Origin of the sequence: Pedosphaera parvula Ellin514, assembly GCF_000172555.1 — a bacterium.
Taxonomy (GTDB): domain Bacteria; phylum Verrucomicrobiota; class Verrucomicrobiia; order Limisphaerales; family Pedosphaeraceae; genus Pedosphaera.
On the sequence record NZ_ABOX02000085.1, the window covers coordinates 1 to 16,789 of the forward strand.

Annotated in this window: 15 protein-coding genes and 2 pseudogenes; 7 read left to right on the forward strand and 10 right to left on the reverse strand. The window is 50.5% G+C overall.

Annotated elements, in window-relative coordinates:
• Nucleotides 1–398: pseudogene (locus CFLAV_RS35880) on the forward strand (hypothetical protein); the annotation flags it as partial.
• Nucleotides 399–762: 364 nt separating this feature from the next.
• Here CFLAV_RS35880 and CFLAV_RS36265 read toward each other — a convergent pair.
• Together CFLAV_RS36265 and CFLAV_RS36270 are read right to left on the reverse strand one after the other, a co-directional pair.
• Nucleotides 763–1,845: pseudogene (locus CFLAV_RS36265) on the reverse strand (DUF4091 domain-containing protein); the annotation flags it as partial.
• 63 nt (nucleotides 1,846–1,908) lie between these two features.
• A complete protein-coding gene (locus CFLAV_RS36270) occupies nucleotides 1,909–2,520 on the reverse strand; it encodes a hypothetical protein (RefSeq protein ID WP_007418841.1) in 612 nt (203 codons plus the stop codon).
• Between the two features lie 236 nt (nucleotides 2,521–2,756).
• On the opposite strand from CFLAV_RS36270, the gene CFLAV_RS30715 reads away from it, so the two are divergent.
• The 5 genes from CFLAV_RS30715 (at nucleotide 2,757) to tal (ending at nucleotide 6,813) form a co-directional block, all read left to right on the forward strand.
• Nucleotides 2,757–3,041: a hypothetical protein gene (locus CFLAV_RS30715; RefSeq protein ID WP_007418843.1), complete on the forward strand. Its 285-nt coding sequence runs from the start codon at nucleotides 2,757–2,759 to the stop codon at nucleotides 3,039–3,041.
• 186 nt (nucleotides 3,042–3,227) lie between these two features.
• Complete coding sequence (locus CFLAV_RS30720; RefSeq protein ID WP_007418844.1) at nucleotides 3,228–3,656, forward strand: hypothetical protein; 429 nt, start codon at nucleotides 3,228–3,230, stop codon at nucleotides 3,654–3,656.
• 126 nt (nucleotides 3,657–3,782) lie between these two features.
• Nucleotides 3,783–5,171, forward strand: a complete 1,389-nt coding sequence (locus tag CFLAV_RS33530) for a LysM peptidoglycan-binding domain-containing protein (RefSeq protein ID WP_160164699.1) — start codon at nucleotides 3,783–3,785, stop codon at nucleotides 5,169–5,171.
• Nucleotides 5,172–5,236: 65 nt separating this feature from the next.
• On the forward strand, nucleotides 5,237–5,734 hold the full coding sequence (locus tag CFLAV_RS30730) for a hypothetical protein (RefSeq protein WP_040550938.1): 498 nt from the start codon (nucleotides 5,237–5,239) through the stop codon (nucleotides 5,732–5,734).
• Between the two features lie 80 nt (nucleotides 5,735–5,814).
• Nucleotides 5,815–6,813 (forward strand): transaldolase, encoded by a 999-nt coding sequence (gene tal / locus CFLAV_RS30735; protein WP_007418847.1) that lies wholly within the window; start codon nucleotides 5,815–5,817, stop codon nucleotides 6,811–6,813.
• A gap of 73 nt (nucleotides 6,814–6,886) precedes the next feature.
• Here the strand turns inward: tal and CFLAV_RS30740 are convergent, their stop codons facing one another.
• The gene (locus CFLAV_RS30740) at nucleotides 6,887–8,218 is read right to left on the reverse strand and encodes a Gfo/Idh/MocA family protein (protein ID WP_007418848.1); all 1,332 of its coding nucleotides are present in this window, start codon (nucleotides 8,216–8,218) and stop codon (nucleotides 6,887–6,889) included.
• 341 nt (nucleotides 8,219–8,559) lie between these two features.
• On the opposite strand from CFLAV_RS30740, the gene CFLAV_RS30745 reads away from it, so the two are divergent.
• Nucleotides 8,560–9,366 (forward strand): alpha/beta hydrolase, encoded by an 807-nt coding sequence (locus CFLAV_RS30745; protein ID WP_007418849.1) that lies wholly within the window; start codon nucleotides 8,560–8,562, stop codon nucleotides 9,364–9,366.
• Between the two features lie 16 nt (nucleotides 9,367–9,382).
• Here CFLAV_RS30745 and CFLAV_RS30750 read toward each other — a convergent pair whose 3' ends face one another.
• The 7 genes from CFLAV_RS30750 to CFLAV_RS30775 form a co-directional block, all read right to left on the reverse strand.
• Complete coding sequence (locus CFLAV_RS30750; protein ID WP_160164700.1) at nucleotides 9,383–10,939, reverse strand: alkaline phosphatase family protein; 1,557 nt, start codon at nucleotides 10,937–10,939, stop codon at nucleotides 9,383–9,385.
• Between the two features lie 64 nt (nucleotides 10,940–11,003).
• Entirely contained in the window at nucleotides 11,004–12,935 is a 1,932-nt protein-coding gene (locus CFLAV_RS30755; protein WP_007418851.1) for an ABC-F family ATP-binding cassette domain-containing protein, read from the reverse strand.
• A gap of 273 nt (nucleotides 12,936–13,208) precedes the next feature.
• Nucleotides 13,209–13,667: a DUF2147 domain-containing protein gene (locus CFLAV_RS30760; RefSeq protein ID WP_007418852.1), complete on the reverse strand. Its 459-nt coding sequence runs from the start codon at nucleotides 13,665–13,667 to the stop codon at nucleotides 13,209–13,211.
• Between the two features lie 108 nt (nucleotides 13,668–13,775).
• Entirely contained in the window at nucleotides 13,776–14,318 is a 543-nt protein-coding gene (locus CFLAV_RS30765) for a hypothetical protein (RefSeq protein WP_007418853.1), read from the reverse strand.
• A 242-nt stretch (nucleotides 14,319–14,560) separates the two neighbouring features.
• Entirely contained in the window at nucleotides 14,561–14,797 is a 237-nt protein-coding gene (locus CFLAV_RS35315; RefSeq protein ID WP_150107690.1) for a hypothetical protein, read from the reverse strand.
• Between the two features lie 62 nt (nucleotides 14,798–14,859).
• Nucleotides 14,860–15,261, reverse strand: coding sequence for a SixA phosphatase family protein (locus CFLAV_RS30770; protein WP_007418855.1), 402 nt, complete (start codon nucleotides 15,259–15,261; stop codon nucleotides 14,860–14,862).
• 238 nt (nucleotides 15,262–15,499) lie between these two features.
• On the reverse strand, nucleotides 15,500–16,480 hold the full coding sequence (locus CFLAV_RS30775; protein WP_007418857.1) for a LamG domain-containing protein: 981 nt from the start codon (nucleotides 16,478–16,480) through the stop codon (nucleotides 15,500–15,502).
• Nucleotides 16,481–16,789 lie beyond the last annotated feature (309 nt).

The following is a 16,789-nucleotide window of genomic DNA, read 5'->3' on the forward strand; positions in this document are numbered from 1 at the left end:
ATGTTCCCCCCGCTTACGTCCTCGAGGCCGAAAAAGCGGTCGCCACTCGACTCAAAACCCAACTGAACAAACCATTGCTCATCGGCCTCGCCGACGGTGGCTTCAGCGCCTGCCGCCTTTACACTCAAAAGCCCGATGCCGCACGCGGCGTCATCTGCCTCGGCGCTTTTGCTCCTGCCGAATGCATGAAGCAGCTCAACAAATCCCTCGCCATGCACTTCCTCGTAGGTGGCAGCGAATCCTACGTCCGCAACGGCGCCTTCAAGCGCCAGATGCTCTCCCTCAAATCACACGTCAAAACTCTCGACTGGCAAAGCATCCCCAACGCCGACGAATTTTTCCTTCTCTCCCACGAAACCGAATCCCGCAAAATCCTTCTCCAGTGGGAACGGCCTTAATCAACGACCAATCGACGAAATCAGCACTCTCCTTCTCGAAGAGCTTACAAAACCTCAAACGCAGTTTGTGTTGAGAAAGATTTTGCAAGAAAGACTGTTCAACAGTCTTACAAATGACTTTCGCCAATCCGTCGTTCCTGCCCATATTTTACTCGTTTCACGTGGGACAAACCCGTGACCTCTTAAGCTCCGTTGGAGCGGCATGTCTATAGCGCTCAATCCCAAAAAAGAATCCTCGCTTCGGCCCGCGACTTTAAACAGCTCAATACGCCCATCCGAAGCAGAATCCAAAAGCGCAATTCAACACATCCCCACCTTATTCTAACAAACCCTGCATTCACCTCGCCTGGCCTGAACCTTCACCTCAATTGCCGGGTGTTTTCCCACCGGCAGGCTTTTTCAATATTTTCTCCAGTGTCTGTTGTATCCATTCCTCATTCTTCGGAAATTGAGCATAGGTTTTAATCTCCGAGAGCAACGGGTCTTCCGGCTTGATTCCCGCCGTTTGCAAAATGGCATAATCCTGCAGCGATTCCGCAAAGACTTCCCATCGTATCGAATCCATCGGTTGCCCATCAGCGCCGGGGTAAATCACGAATGGATCGCCGTATGGAATGCCCGGCCAGGCCGAGACGCAACCGTCCGTCAACGGGTCAGTCACGACTTCCTGCTCAATTTTGTGCCAGTAATTAAAACCCCAATGCAAAAAGCCTTTCGCCCCCAGTCGATAAAACGTCCAACCCGCCATGCGCACCTTCGGCAAAGGCGTATCCATGAAACGATTCAACCACGGCCCCTGTGGAGCGCAGCAATAATAAACCCAGTGCGGAATCTTTTCATCGATATAAGCCTGCGCGGAATTCACCATGGGTATTGGCATATCGGTCAATCCTTGCCGGCCGTACTGAATATCACTCAATGCATCCATCACCTTCATCCAGGGTGCCAACTCATGCAGCACCTGCCGCGCACGCTTATAATTCTCCACGTGGCTTGCGCCCGGTTCATCCGACAAATGAAAGTAGGAATCTTCGAGAATGTTTTCCTTCGCCAAAAAATCATGAAACTCCGGCAAAAACTGCTTCAGAAAATTGACGTACGTGTCCGAGGTGGCTCCAATGTCCGGGGACCAAAGCATCACATATTTACCCTCTTTTTTGGTGTAGACTCGAACGGGATTCTTGACTCCCCAGTAAATCCAAATGTGCGACCATTCAAATTTTTTGAACCCGATCTGCTTGCACATATCGGTAAATTGTTTTACCTGCGACCAATCGAACTGGTATTTCCCCGGTTCGGTTTCATTCACAACCAACAGCTGGCAGGGACGCTTGAACGTCTCGCGGCGATCGAAAAACACCGGCACGTAAACGACATCGGAACCGTGATCAAGCATGTCCTCCAATTGGGCCCTGGTGATCTCCCACCAGCGGTTGTCAAACATCCCGGTCTTGTAATATCCAGTTGCTCACCGCGCACATGATCACCTCGAAATCCTTCCGCGGTTGAATCACCAGTTCGCTGACTTCCAATTGTACAGGCAAATCCACGATTGCTTCCCATTGTTGCTTGAAAGATGAACTTTAAATTCATGCAACCCAGGCTTGGCATCAGCAGGAATGTTTAGCGTAATCCAGAAAGACCGGCTCTCGCCTGGCCCGATGCTGGTCACCTTTGTAAATGGGAATAACGGATCCGGAACCAGTCCCGGCAGTTGATCTACGCCATCCAGTTCACTCAGCGCCGTGTTGGGCGTCAGATGATGCATCGGCACGAATCCTACGTAACGAATGCGCGGCTTAAACCCTTCCGCACCTTCAACCCGACATTCCGCAGTAAGCTCTCCGAGTTGGTGACTCTTAAGGCAGGCTTGGAATGCGATTTTCCCATTGCGCGCTGCGAGGAGTCGCAGATGAGCATTACCAGGTTGGGAATGAGGAAAAACACGCTTGAGTGAGGTCTCCAGCCAAAAGTAGACGCACCCATCATCCTTCCCCGTCTGAACCACAAGCGGACCCGGCTTATCATTCTCAATCGCGAAAGAGCAATTTTCAGTTAACGTCAGGCAGAGCGCAATTGCGACGACGGCTCTGAAAATTGGGTTAATAAAATATGTTTGCACGGTAAAATAGTGGCCCGGCAGCGGAACAGACAATTGCTTGTTAACACTTTCTTGCTGTTTTTATACGTAATGGCAAGTGCAAAGAATGACCTTCAAAGAGCAACTTTTATTCACGGGTATTTTTTCTGCGGTGAAAATCAACTTTACCACCTTAATGATTTCAACCTGATTGGTCTTTGCTTGCGGGCAGGTCAAACTCGACATCGACTGCAAACTAAAATATTGTCTGATTGGCCATGAACCTTAGCACCATTTTCGTCGCAGTCTTTTCAGTCATCATGATCTGGAACATCATGGATTGGAAACCTGGTTCAGATGAAAAGCTCTTGTACCTTCCCAAATCCAAAGCGCTCAAAATCCTGCTGCTGATCTGGGCCATCACCGCTGCTCTTTCGGCCCTCGCACTCCTGTTGGATTTTATCCCCTCATGGCTCTTCCTCCTCATCACGATCGGCTTTGCCAGCGCCCTGCAAGTCATCTCCGTTGTGATCCGCGAAAAACTGCGGAAGCAGAATACATGACAGATACTTGCGTCATTCATAAATGCGTCATTCCCGTTGCTGCTGAATACTAAAACTCGGGGTTCTAAATCTCTTCCAGCCCCATTCGCAAATCGCAAATCAAAATTCGCAAACTTTTCCCTCCACTGGACAACTCCCCATTCCCGGCGTAGCGTCTTTCGTAACGAACGATTGTAAATAGTTGTTATGCCACTGGATGCACCGCCACAATTCGAGCACGGCCACATTTCCCCAAACCTCATCGTCGAAAACGCCATTATGCGCGTTATGAACGATGCCACCCAGCCTCAACAGGACTGGCGTCTGCAAGGCCACATTCGCAATCAATCCAACTCTCCTCTGGAGGAAATAAAATGCGATGTCTCCTATTTTGCGCCCGATGGCACCTTCCTTGGTCTTGATATGACCAACTTCTACGAATTGGATAAAATGGACCCCGGTGAATCGGCTCCCATTGACATTCACCTGAAAATGCCGCTCCACACCGTCCGTTGCGTGATGAACATCCATTCCAAGAAGAAATCGCATAACCTCGAAGGTGCCTTAAACGACTACCTCGATCGCCTTGATGCAGTCTCCAAGGAACGCGACCGCAAGGCTGAGGGTGTCGAATAGCGCTTTTCTTTGGCTCCGACTCGCTGTCTATTTGTGACCACCGGTTTACCGCTTTTCGAATGGGGTGAATCCACCTGATTTTCGATTTGCTGAAAACCCCTTTTTCGAGTAAACATGCTTATGCGCATGCGCATGTTCCTGATTGCCTCGGTCGGCTTGAACTTGGTACTGGCTATCACTCTTCTTGTCCCGCGACACGGCGTTTCAACCAACAACCTTGCTGGCGCCGCCGAACCGAACCCAGGCGGTGATTCCACCAATGGCAAGCCCAAGGTAATACTGCGCCGCCAATTTTTTTCATGGGACGAACTGGAATCTCCTGATTACCAGGCCTACATTAAAAACCTTCGCGACATCGGCTGTCCCGAATCCACCATCCGGGACATCATTGTTGCCGACATCAATCAGGTTTACGCGAAAAAGAAACAGAATCAGGCTCTGACCGCAGATCAACAATGGTGGCGCAAAGACCCTGACCCTGCCGTTACTGGAAAGCTCAACGTCCTGGACCAGGAACGTCGTGCCACGCTTGCCAACCTGCTCGGCCCCGACTGGGATGCCAACAATCCAACCAATCAGTCTCCCAAGGTGGTTGCACTTAATGGCCCCATGCTAAGCGACCTCTCTCCGGATGCCAAAGCATCCGTTCAGGAAATTGCTCTCCGCTCTCAACAACAAACCGCCGCACTTGTGGACGCTGCACGTGAACAGAACATACCACCCGATTCGGCAGAACTGGCCAAAATACGCGAACAAACCCGGCAGGACCTCTCCAAAGTCCTGAATCCGGCGCAACTCGAAGAATTTCTCCTCCGTTATTCGCAAACAGCCACTACTCTTCGAACTGAATTGCAGTCACTGAACGTTTCAGCAGACGAGTTTAGAAACATTTTTCGCACCACAGATTCCATCGAGCGGCAGCTCCAGTCACTCACTGGAAATGATTCGACTACCGCACAGCAGCGCGCCCAACTCCAACAACAACGTGATCTGGCGATCCGCACAATCCTGGGGGCTGATCGTTTCCAAACGTATCAGGGCGTTCGCGATGCTTCGTACGCTGATGCCCTGAACGCGGCGCAGCAGGCAGGAGCGCCTGCAACCGCTGTTCAACCCGTCTATCAAATCAATCAGGCCACCGCCCAGGAGCAAAGCCGTATCCAAAATGACCCCACACTTTCGGATGAGGAAAAAGCCTCACAGCTCGCAGCCATCAATCAACAGCAGAAACAAGCCAGCGACCAGGTACTGGGACTGGCCCCGCCGCCTGCTCCAACTACACCGACTCCACCTCCGCTTCCACCGCTCATCTATTCCTACAGGGGTGGTGAAACTTTGGACCAGATCGCCTTGCAATACGGCAGCACTATACCGGAGATTTTGGGCGCGAATCCAAATCTCAATCCGAATGTTATTCAACGCGGGCAGAGGATCCTAATCCCACCCACACCTTCGCCGCTTCCCTCTTACTACGTCCCAAGGACACCCCCAAGTATACTGTCATCGCCCCCATGATGGTTTGTCACATCTGCCTGTTTCCACCCAGTTGATTTTAGGTTGCTAGAGGGCTAGTTTGAAACATGGATGACACGGTAATTATAGCGACTTACAATGAAAGGGAGAAGGCCGAGCCACTAAAGAAACGGTTGGTGGAGGCTGGTATCCGGGCTGAAATCCATGTCGAAGCCATTATGGAACGACTCTGGTACGTAGCCAAACCGTTGGCTGCCGTTCATGTCAGGGTCCACAGGCCAGACTATGAAAGAGCTTCCGAGTTGATTAAGGAATGGGACAAAGCAGATGGGGCTCTGCGTGACGCCATCCGCTGCCCTGAATGTCACTCTTCCCGCGTGGAATTTCCACAACTCACCCGTCGCTCAGTACTGCCTAATCTATTTGGCGGTTTGGCTGCCGCGCTACATATCATCCCAAGAGAATACTATTGTCGGGATTGCCACTTTACCTGGCCGAGAGAAGGACAAAAACTTTCCCCAACTCGTCCTCACATGGCTCCTTATTATTTTATTGAAGGTATTCCTCAAAATAAAGAGGAACCAAGTTCCGTATCTCACAATTGAACGCAGCCAATTAGCATTGATTTGGCGTTCAAGATACTACAACTTATCTGTCGAAAGGCAGTTCGAAATCATTTTGAATTATGAGTCCAACAGCTCAATTAGATAAAACGGCCACTTCTCAGTCGCTTACTCAGCTCGATCAGCTCAAGAAATTTACAAGGGTTGTTGCTGATACTGGCGACTTCGGCACCATCAAGGAATTCGCACCACAGGATGCCACCACCAATCCTTCGCTGATTTTTAAAGCCGCCCAAATGCCGGCTTATAAAGAACTACTGGATAAAGTGATTGCTGAAAGCAAGAAGTCAGGGCTCTCCGGCCAGCAAGCTCTCAGTGATATTATGGATAATCTCCTCGTCGCTTTCGGCGTGGAAATCCTCAAGATCGTTCCCGGTCGTGTCTCAACGGAAACCGACGCCAATCTTTCCTTCGATACCGAAGGATTGGTTAACAAGGCCCATCGCTTTATCGACCTCTACTCAAAAAAGGGCATTTCCAAGGAACGTATCCTTATCAAGATCGCCTCCACCTGGGAAGGCATCCGCGCGGCAGAAGTTCTGCAGAGGGAAGGCATTAATTGTAACATGACCCTTCTCTTTTCGTTGGCACAAGCAGTCGCCTGCGCTGAAGCCAAAGCCAGGCTGATCTCTCCCTTCGTTGGCCGCATTCTGGATTGGTATAAGGCCAAGACTGGCAAGGATTATTCTCCCGCCGAAGATCCCGGCGTGCAGTCAGTCAAAGAGATCTACAGTTATTACAAGAAGTTCGGTTATCAAACCGAAGTCATGGGCGCCAGTTTCCGCAACAAAGGTGAGATTCTCGAACTCGCCGGTAGCGATCTCCTGACCATCAGTCCCAATCTGCTCGCCGAGTTGCGCAACAGCACCGACCCCGTTGAACGCAAACTGAGTCCCGAGATGGCTGCAAATGCAAGCATCACCAGGCTCGTGCTTGATGAAAAGAAGTTCCGTTACCTGCTGAACGAAGATGCCATGGCCACCGAGAAAACAGCCGAAGGCATTCGCCTGTTCGCAGCCGATGCAACGAAACTGGAAAAGTACATCGCTTCACTCCTTTAATTACCACTTAAAACCATCTTAGGCCCGGTCAGATTTTCTGCCGGGCCTTTTTGCCATCCAGACCCGGAGGATTTCAAGCCCTTCGCATATATGGAAGGGTCCATGGCTTGCGATACGTCACTCCCACCAGTTCATCCGCCGCCTTACAGCTGGTGATCCGCTCGGCCTGATGATCCCAGTCCAACTTCTCGCCCGTGCGCAAGGAAATGTTTCCCAAATGCGCAACTGACGACACCGCATGTCCCACATGCAGATTTTCAACCGGCTGTTGCCTGCTCTTAACGCAATCCAAAAAATTTCTCACATGCGGAAAAATGGAATCGGGTCCGGCTTTATGTTTCGCCGCTGCCAAACTCTGTGTCTTGCGTTCAGGAATGACCTCCCAGCCAAAATCTCCCAGAAGCAACGTTCCCTCACTGCCAGTAAAGGCAATACCCCAGGCGTGTCCGTTTAATCCGTTGTTGCATCCCACCTTGTGCTCCCAAATCATGGTGTAATGTGGGAACTCATAAACTGCAATCTGCGTATCAGGCGTTTCTGAATTGTCCTGCAACACTAACTTACCACCCGTCGAATAAACGGTCTTCGGCTGATCCGGCCCCATCGCCCACATCATCACATTGATCAAGTGCACTCCCCAGTCCGTCATCAATCCACCCGCATAATCCCAAAACCAACGAAAATTGAAGTGGAAACGGTTCGGATTGAACTCCCGTTCCGGCGCTGGTCCCAACCACATCTCATAATCCACATTCGCCGGCGGATGACAGTTCGCCGGATTACCCACACTGCCCAACCAGTCCAGATAAGCCCACCCTCTGACCAATCCCACCTTTCCCAGCTTGCCGCTCTGCACAAACTCCACCGCATCGCGATAATGAGTCCCACTTCGATATTGCGTCCCCATCTGCACCACACGGTTATGGCGCTTCGATGCCTCCAGCATCGCCCTGCCCTCATCAATGCTCTTTGCCAAAGGCTTCTCCACATAGACATCGAAACCTGCCTGACAGGCATACACGGTTGGCAACGCATGCCAATGATCAGGCGTTGCGACCAGTACCGCATCAATATCCTTGCGCTCCAGTACACTCCGAAAATCAACAACCGTTTCAGGCCGATGCCCCCTCTTCCCTTCCACCAGTGCGACTCCCTTTGCACTCATCTGCTCATCCACATCGCAGATGACCGGACAATCCATGTCGGCGTTCGTCAAAAAGGCACTCAGTACTTCTCTACTCCGGCCACCTGAGCCGATCACTCCCAAACGAATTCGTTCATTTGCCCCCACCACTGACGCCCGAACAGAATTTGCATGTGATATAAGAAAGCTGCCCGTCACTGGGACTGCTGCCGCTGCCAGGGCGGACTTTCCAATGAAGCTTCGACGTGTAAGTTCTTTCATAAATGCAGACGTTTGATTTTGTTATGGTCCATATCTGGCCCAACAATGTACGTCTTTGGCTCAGTCGGCTTCTGCCAGTCAGAGTCAATACTCCTCAGAAATGACAAAGTGCCACATTGTTGAAAAAATTGTCTGTGAAATCCATGGGGTTTGCCACTACTCTTGGTATCGGTGCTCTACCTATGTCCAGCGAACAAAACCATCCGCCGGCTATCCTGGTATCAGGCTTGACCACGCGGGCAAACTCCGCTTCTTTAGGTTGAAAAGTGAGCCGCACTCAATCAACTGAAAGACCGCCATCCATCAAAGGAGTTGTGCCAAAGTCGAAATGGACAAAGAGAATGCTGCTGTTGATCAAAATTCTTTTCGGCATTTATCTCGTGTTGCTCGCGATTGTTTTCCTGGCCCAACGCAAAATGATTTATTTTCCGGCCGACTGGCCCTTCGCGGCGCAATTAAAAGCCGCTGAAGCTCACAACTTCGAAGTATGGAAAAGCCCCGCTGGTCAGATCATTGGTTGGAAGCAATTGGCGCGCTCGACCAAGGCTCAGGCACAGATTTTAATCGTGCATGGCAATGCCGGCAGTGCCATTGACCGGATGGATTACGCAGATGGACTGCAGCACGCTCAATCATGCGACATCTACATCCTCGAATATCCCGGCTACGGTGGCCGGGCGGGCACTCCCAGCCAGCAAAGTTTTTTTCAGTCCGCCACCGAAGCCATCAGCCTGTTGAAGCAGGACGTTCCGGTTTATGTCATTGGCGAATCACTCGGTACCGGCGTCGCTGCTTACCTGGCCGGAACCAATCCACAGGTTGTCCATGGCCTGCTCCTGATCGCGCCCTATAACAACATGTCTGATGTGGCTCAGAACCATATGCCCATCTTTCCGGTCAGGTGGATGCTCTGGGACAAATTCCCTTCAGATCAATATCTTCAAAATTACCATGGCCCCATTGGCATCCTGTTGGCTGGTCAGGACACAGTTGTTCCCAGCAAGTTTGGTCGTAAGCTTCACGACGGATATGCCGGCCCCAAGAAACTCTGGCTGATGCCTAACGCCGGACACAACGATGTCCAACTCCAGCCGGAAGCTTGGTGGCAGGAGGTTGTTGAGTTTTGGAGAACCAACCAACAACGGTGAAGGTCCCGCTCAGAACCTAATTACTGCCGACCCATCCGTTGCCTTCATCCAAATACGTCTCTCCGTTTACCTCCGTAAAATTGAGATACTGATGCCATGTTGTCTCTCCCACTTTGGCCGAAGCCTCAAGCCGCCTGGGTTCATAGGATTTCAATTTTGCTGCGGAACCAATCATGCCTTCGCTCAACACGCGCCCGTCCATCGGCTTTTTCACTCCCAAAATCCAAAGAGCAGTCGGCGCAATATCCATGTTGCCACTGGGCAGTTGACTTACCACTCCCCTGCGGAAATCCGGCCCGGCGGCGATCAAGGTGTTATGCATATCATACTTCGAAAGACTCACATGCATCCCTCTATCGCCATAATCATACACACCGGAAGTCAGCATACCTTTCGTCCCAAAGCTATTCGTCTCGTCGGTCCAGTGCATTGAAAGCAAAACATCCGGCGCGGTAGGAGAATCCAGCCGGGCTTGTGCAAAGGTAAAGGTTCCGGGCATCGGATTACGGGTAAAAACCACTCCTGAATATGCCTGTTTCTGTAAATACTCCACTAATTGGCAAATGGTCCCTTTGTCATGCCCAATGACGTAGAAGAGATAGGACCCACCATTGCTCACCACCATGATCTCATCCTTCTCGGGGTTTCCCTTGAACTCAGTGAGGGTTTTGAAGCCGCCCTTTTTCAATGATTCAGCAAGGTTGATTCTTTCACCGATGGTTGAAAATCCATGATCGGAGACCAGCATGATATCTGTTCGCTCCAATTCGCCTTTTTCCTTCAATGCCGCCAGCACGCGTCCCAAATTCTCATCCGCGTTTTTGATGGCGGCCATCGCCATCGGAGAACCGGGACCGCTTTTATGCTGGGACCAATCCGGCTCGTTCATCCAGAGCACCGTGTAGGCCGGAACTCCATCTTTCCACATTCCCTCTATCAAGGCCCTGGTGGTCCAATCATTGCGAGTCGGTGAAGTTGCTCCTTCGGAAGGAAACGCCCCCTGAATCCGAACTCGTTCACTCGAAAAACCCTTCGGTAGTGAGTTTCCAGCAAAGAAAGTCCTGTTTTTTGCCGTTTCCGGTCTTTCATACCGATCGTGCAGAACTGCCACCGGTTTCGATCCTGCAACCGCTGTGGTTAATCCCGCCTGTTGCAATGCCTCAATTGTGGTCTTCATGTGGATATAGTGTCCGCCCGTAACTTCATCTCCCTTACGAATCGAATCCACGCTTTCCATGTGAATCATTTTCCTGACATCAATTTCCGGACGATACTCCTTGTTCGCAATCACTCCACTGTTGCCAGGATAACCTCCGGTCGCAATCGCTGTGGCATTTACTTCCGTTGCGCTCAGATAAACGGGATGATGATTTGCAAAAGTAACACCATCTGCGGCCAGCTTCCATAGATTGGGTGTATTCTCCGGTGAAACAAAATCGGGGCGCATTCCGTCCCAGACGACCACCACCACATGTTTGGCCTGGCCAGCCGCATGCACCACTGGAGTTACTAATCCGCCGAACAACAATAACAACAACACGCAGCCTGAAGTCTTTAACAAAATTCGATGCATGTAATGGAGCATGAACTTCCCTTTATTGGGGAGCAAAAACTTTTTGGTTACTTTTTCGTGGCGATTATGCCGACGCCTCTAATTTCAACGAAGCCTGCTCCCATTTCGGCGTCAGTTCCGCCAGCTTATCCTGGACATGTACGAGCTCGCGGTTGATCTCCATCGCCCGCCCGGCTGTCTGGTAAGTCTCGGGCTTTTCCAATTCCGCCGTCAGTTCCACCTGTTTTTGCTCCAGCGCATGTATTTCCTTCTCCAGCTTGTGCACTAATTGCTGATGATCCTTGCGCTCACGGGATCGGGCCTGGCGTTCTTCTGCTTCCTGGCGCTTTTGCTCCTTGGTTTTGAAACTGGCCTTCTCGGTGGGATCTTGTCGCACAACTTCGACCTTGGCGCCAGCCGTCAACGCCTCGCGTGCGGATGTCGCCTTGGTTTTGTCCAGGTAATACTGGTAATCACCCGCATAATGGGTGAGCCGACCGGCATTGACATGCACTACATGGTTAGCCAATGCTCGAATAAAATACACATCGTGACTGATGAAAATCACCGTCCCCGAGAACTGCTTCAGCGCTTCGATCAGTGCATCGATGCTGGGAATATCCAAATGAGTGGTGGGCTCATCCATCAACAGCAAGTTCGGGGGATCCAGTAACAATTTCACCAGCGCCAGGCGGCTCTTCTCACCACCACTCAACACGCTTACCTTCTTGAAAACGTCGTCACCTCGGAACAAAAAGCAACCAAGGAGTGTTCGCACCGATTGTTCAGTAATGCGCTGCGGCGTATCCAATGCCTCTTCCAGGACCGTCCGCCGTGGTTCCAGCATTTCCACCCGATACTGGGAGTAATAGCCGGCTTTTACATTATGCCCCAGTTCGCGGGTACCTCCCTGCAATGGAAATGCGCCAGCCAATATTTTTAACAGCGTCGACTTCCCGGCGCCATTTGGCCCGACCAACACCGTCCGCTGCCCGCGCTCAGCTTGAAAATCGATCCCGCTGTAAACCACATTGTCTCCGTACGCATGATGCACTGCTTCCAGCGTGATCACCTTGAGTCCGCTTCGCTGCGGTTGCGGAAAAGTAAAGCTGATCTTTTTATTTTCGCTTTCCGGCGCCTCGAGTTTTTCCATGCGCTCAATCTGCTTTAGCTTGCTCTGCGCCTGCGCAGCCTTGCTCGCCTTGGCCCGGAAACGCTCCACGAACTCCATCAAGTGGGCAATTTCCTTTTGCTGGTTCTTATATGCGGTCAGCAATCGCTCCTCGTTTGCCTCACGTTGCACCAGGTAATCTTCGTAGTTGCCGCGATATTGAAAAATTTGTGATTGGCGGATCTCCACGATGCTGCTCACCAGTTGATTGAGAAATTCGCGATCGTGCGAAATCATCAGAATCGCTCCGGGATAACCTTGCAAATATTCCTGGAACCAAAGCAACGCTTCCAAATCCAGATGGTTCGTCGGTTCGTCCAGCATCAATAAATCCGGTTCCTGCACGAGCAATCGCGCCAGATGCGCGCGCATGACCCAGCCTCCGCTCATCTCACGGGCGGGACGATTAAAATCTTTTTCCCGGAAACTTAACCCGGACAAAATTTGCTTGGCTTTGGATTCCAACTGGTAACCGCCCAATTCATCAAACCGCGCGTGCGCATCGTCGTGATGTTCCACTTCCGTCGGATGGTCCGAATCCCACGCTTTGATGAGCTTCTGCAACTTCACAATCTCCGGAGTAATTGCCGTGGCCAACTCAAGCACGGTTTCGTCGCCTGCGGGTGCGCTCTCCTGCGGAAGAAAGCCAACCGTCACGTTTCTTTGAAACGTAATCTGCCCGTCGTCGGGCGATTCGGTTTGCAAAATCAGAGAGAAGAGCGTGGACTTCCCTGCTCCGTTTGGACCGACCAAACCAATTCTATCTTCACGGTTTACCTGCAGCGTCACGTCTTCAAATAACGTGCGTCCGCCGAAGGACTTGCTAATCTGCGAAATAGTCAACATGCAAAGCCCATAAGTTTGCGCGGTCTGGCTTCCGAATCAAGCGGCTTTATTAATTAAAACACTCGTAAATCAATGAATTTTGAACTTTGTTCCTGTCAATCCTCCATTAATCCCTGCCGGACATGAGTCCGAAGGCGACTGCTCACGAGGTCTTTATCACTGGGGCACTGGCTATTTGGGGAGGTTTCTGATCCCGGAATTACTGACTAACGACATGAGTTAAGGTCATTAATACAAGGAAGTTCTGAAAAGAAGCTGGCAACCGGGTAGCCACTATCTCGTCCAAACCACCGTTCGACCAAGCATTGATATCCCGATAAATCCCCGCACTTCCAAATGCTTGTCATCGCTAAGCGTCATCTTGCATTTGTAGGTCTTGCCTGATTCCGGATCGTAAATTGTTCCATTTACCCACTTGTTCTTTCCTGAATAGGCAAATCCATTCATGAATTGCATGCCCACAATGGGCCGTCCACGCAACTTTGGATCTGGATTACCGCGATCATTCTTTGGCTTGCCAGCCATTCCTTCCACGTCGCCCGCTGGCCAATTTGGCTCCTTCAGGCTTAGAATTTTGGCGTAATACTTGTCCTTCTCCTTGAAGATTTCCACCTGACTTTTGTCATCTGTCGTATGCCAGATGCCGAGAATCCTATCGCCTGCCTCCGCCGCCTTGGTGGAAAATCCCGACAGCATCAAACCAAGCAACACTAAAAAAAGGATCCGCTTCATAACACTTCTCTTTCGGAACTCTAGTATGGAGCCCACAAAAGAACAACCCTCCTAAAAATGAAAGGGCAACCCATAAGGTTGCCCTTTGCTCAAATGCCTCGACCAAACTTAATTCGCTGCGATCAATTCCCGTGCGGGAATGTCCCGTTTATTTACCAGGTTCACGAACCGTTCTGCACGTTCCTTCACCACGGGATTCAGTTTGCTAACATCGAATCCTTTTTTTGCGTAATATCCGAATCTGGTATTCCACATCACATACATGTCGAAATCCTGTGGTTCACGCCCGGTCTTCTCCTTAAAATATTTTGCCAGGTAATCCCAATGCTGGCGCACCACCCGGCGCGCCACTGCCGGGTTCACATATTCTGTTGAAGATGAATAATTCTTCCAAACCTGGGGATGAATCTGATAACGACTGACTTCCCCAATGCTGCCAACCAGGTAATCGTTGTTCCCCGTCTCGATCATTCCCAACGCATAAAAACGTTTCCCATCCAGGGGGGCTGCCGTGGAGACGATGGGTTTCGCGGGGGTGACGGTGTCCGAAGCCTTGGCAGGTAAAGAAATGCACAAAACGCCGGCCAAAAGGCAACCATTCAAAAATGTACGTGCGAAGTACAAACCCTTTAACTGTTCTTTCTTATACATATTTCGCCTTTTTCTTTCCTTTACCCCTGCCCTTGAAGGAGTTATGACATCTGAGTTTCTTGTCAAACGACCGCATGGCTTGCTGAATTCTGACCCCAAGGCCAAAGGCAGGTCTGCTGATTGGTGCTTCGTAATGGTTACTGGTGCACTTTGCATACGTGTAAATCATCGCAGCTTAATAAAATAGTGCAAACAGAGCGAATACGGATTTATGTACGGAGTTGTACGGAGGGCTCCGCAGATTAGCTGTAGCTGGAAACCACGCGTAAAATCGCGTTCGGCCTCTCAACTTCAGATTTCACTATGGGGAGCATGGCCCCGCTGCGGGTAACAAACAATCGTCGGGGACCAGTACGGTTCGAAATCGTGCGATACATCCCAAAACTGATGGCGCGAGGAACGGCGTGGCGTTCATGATTTTCACGCCGGCAATTCGACTGCCCGGCTCCAGTCTCGACACTTTTCGCATCGTATTTCACAGCATTTTCGACGCACCTGATTCAGCTTTATTCAACCCTTCATTCTGAACCAGTTTTCTCTTTCACTGAACCCGTCTTAGCTGCCCCGGCGTTATCAGCCATTCCAAGGTGGCGCATTGGCCATACTTCAGAACATCCACCGACAACTTGCATAAACCCGCTTTTTTCAACGTGATCGCAATGCTTGAGTCCCCGGAAATTAGCAGCGACACCAATTGGCTTAAATAGGGTTCATGCCCCACCAGCAAAATCTTTTTACTTTTCCCATGTTGCAGCTTTATTTCCTCGATTAATTCCTTCGCATTTCCGTCTGGCACCAGATTCTGAGAAAATTCCAGCTTCTTTGGCAGGTGAAAACTTTCCGCTACAATTTCTGCTGTCCTCCTTGCCCGAACAAACGGACTTGAAAGAATCAGATCAAACGAGAGGTCGAGTGCTTTCATTCCCTTGGTCACCCGCCACATCTTCTTTTCTCCTTGGCAGTGAGCGGACGCTCGCTGTCGTTGCGAACAGGATGCAAGGTCCTGTCCTCCGCAATCGCATGACGCAGAATGAATAACTCCATCCAATTTCCTTTCTTCTCGGTGTTACTCCCAACCTCTTATTTATTATCCGCTTCGAAACGGAAGACGTCAATGTTGGTTACCGAATGAAATGAAGTTGAAGCCACTCAGCTAAATCCGCTGCTGTGCTGTGCAGCTCTCATTGCACCTTGATACGATAAAAGCGCTGCGCCACGTCAGGTGCCGCCATATCGGTATATTCAACAACGCCGGTTACATTCGTCAATGATACCAATGGCTGCCACGGCTGAAACAGATCCGAACTCGCCTGCACTTCATAAATCTGTCCAGCTTCACCAGTGATTACCAACTTCCTGCCTTCAATCGATAAAAATGGAATGCCTACTTGAGCAGCTAAAGCGTTTGAAAGCGCTTCGTCTGGTTTGTTTGCTGTGAGGAGGATCTTCTTGTTTTTGTTGGCAGGATTCATGCCTGGCAACGAATAGTTCTCCAACTGGTTAAGAGTCAAAATCTCGTTCGGGGCCAATGCCCGGCCATAAAACCGAACGTCTCTGATATAGCCTTCAAAGTTTTTCGAAGGAACGTTGTTCCAATTCGGACTCTTACCGATCGCGGTCGGCCCCTTCTTACCTTCGTAAGCAATGCTCTTTCGCGCACAAAGCAACTGTCCGTCCACCCAAATCTCCTGATTCCCGTCATTGTATTGAAAAACCAGATGAGCCCACGTGTTCAAGGCAATATCCCTCGGAGAAATGGCATCGTTTACAAGAAACCCCAAATACGGTTGCCGTCCACCCCGCAGCATCAAGTGCAGCCATTGGTTTGGAGTATTGTCACCTCTTTGGGCAACCAGCCCATACATCGGTTTGCTGCCGGTGATCTTGATCCACATTGAAACCGCGAAAGGCCTGCCCGAAAGATCAATATGCGGGATATCCAACCAGCTCTCTTTGCCATCAAAATACGCAGCCCCATCGCGCAACTCAACCGTCCCGTGCCGCTTGATTTTGAGCTTGGCCACTGAGTGATTCAGCAAATCCTGCTTTAAAGGCAGATAAGCCAATAGCCCCTGATCCAAACTGCCGTCCTCCGCATGGCATGGCAATGCCAGCTTGCAGACAAATAAGAGCAGCCCAAAAAAGATTTTATAACTCCTCATAAATTACCAACCTTCATGACACATACAGTTTTCCCAAGGTTACAACCAGTAAAAATGTCTGTTTCCTTTATCAATCCTGCCTCAGTCGCTTGAATCGAACTATAAGTTGATTTTTCACCTCGCTTGTGTTGTATTATAGTCCGCTGACTTGTTGCAACCGCAAGCGGACGCCTGGCAGCGCAATAAACCAAATTATGCAAACTCAAATCGAAGAAAGCATCGTTACACAAAAGACCAGGGAACTTTGCCAGGCCATTCTTGATCAGCCCGAATTTAAGTCCATGCGTCAGAAAGTTGAAACGTTCATGG

Excerpts from the sequence above, each read along its gene's own strand:
- CFLAV_RS30715 (WP_007418843.1), top strand. The coding sequence starts at position 2,757 with ATGAACCTTAGCACCATTTTCGTCGCAGTCTTTTCAGTCATCATGATC.
- CFLAV_RS30720 (WP_007418844.1), top strand. The coding sequence starts at position 3,228 with ATGCCACTGGATGCACCGCCACAATTCGAGCACGGCCACATTTCCCCA.
- CFLAV_RS33530 (WP_160164699.1), top strand. The coding sequence starts at position 3,783 with ATGCGCATGTTCCTGATTGCCTCGGTCGGCTTGAACTTGGTACTGGCT.
- CFLAV_RS30730 (WP_040550938.1), top strand. The coding sequence starts at position 5,237 with ATGGATGACACGGTAATTATAGCGACTTACAATGAAAGGGAGAAGGCC.
- tal (WP_007418847.1), top strand. The coding sequence starts at position 5,815 with ATGAGTCCAACAGCTCAATTAGATAAAACGGCCACTTCTCAGTCGCTT.
- CFLAV_RS30740 (WP_007418848.1), bottom strand. The coding sequence starts at position 8,218 with ATGAAAGAACTTACACGTCGAAGCTTCATTGGAAAGTCCGCCCTGGCA.
- CFLAV_RS30745 (WP_007418849.1), top strand. The coding sequence starts at position 8,560 with ATGCTGCTGTTGATCAAAATTCTTTTCGGCATTTATCTCGTGTTGCTC.
- CFLAV_RS30750 (WP_160164700.1), bottom strand. The coding sequence starts at position 10,939 with ATGCATCGAATTTTGTTAAAGACTTCAGGCTGCGTGTTGTTGTTATTG.
- CFLAV_RS30755 (WP_007418851.1), bottom strand. The coding sequence starts at position 12,935 with ATGTTGACTATTTCGCAGATTAGCAAGTCCTTCGGCGGACGCACGTTA.
- CFLAV_RS30760 (WP_007418852.1), bottom strand. The coding sequence starts at position 13,667 with ATGAAGCGGATCCTTTTTTTAGTGTTGCTTGGTTTGATGCTGTCGGGA.
- CFLAV_RS30765 (WP_007418853.1), bottom strand. The coding sequence starts at position 14,318 with ATGTATAAGAAAGAACAGTTAAAGGGTTTGTACTTCGCACGTACATTT.
- CFLAV_RS30770 (WP_007418855.1), bottom strand. The coding sequence starts at position 15,261 with ATGTGGCGGGTGACCAAGGGAATGAAAGCACTCGACCTCTCGTTTGAT.
- CFLAV_RS30775 (WP_007418857.1), bottom strand. The coding sequence starts at position 16,480 with ATGAGGAGTTATAAAATCTTTTTTGGGCTGCTCTTATTTGTCTGCAAG.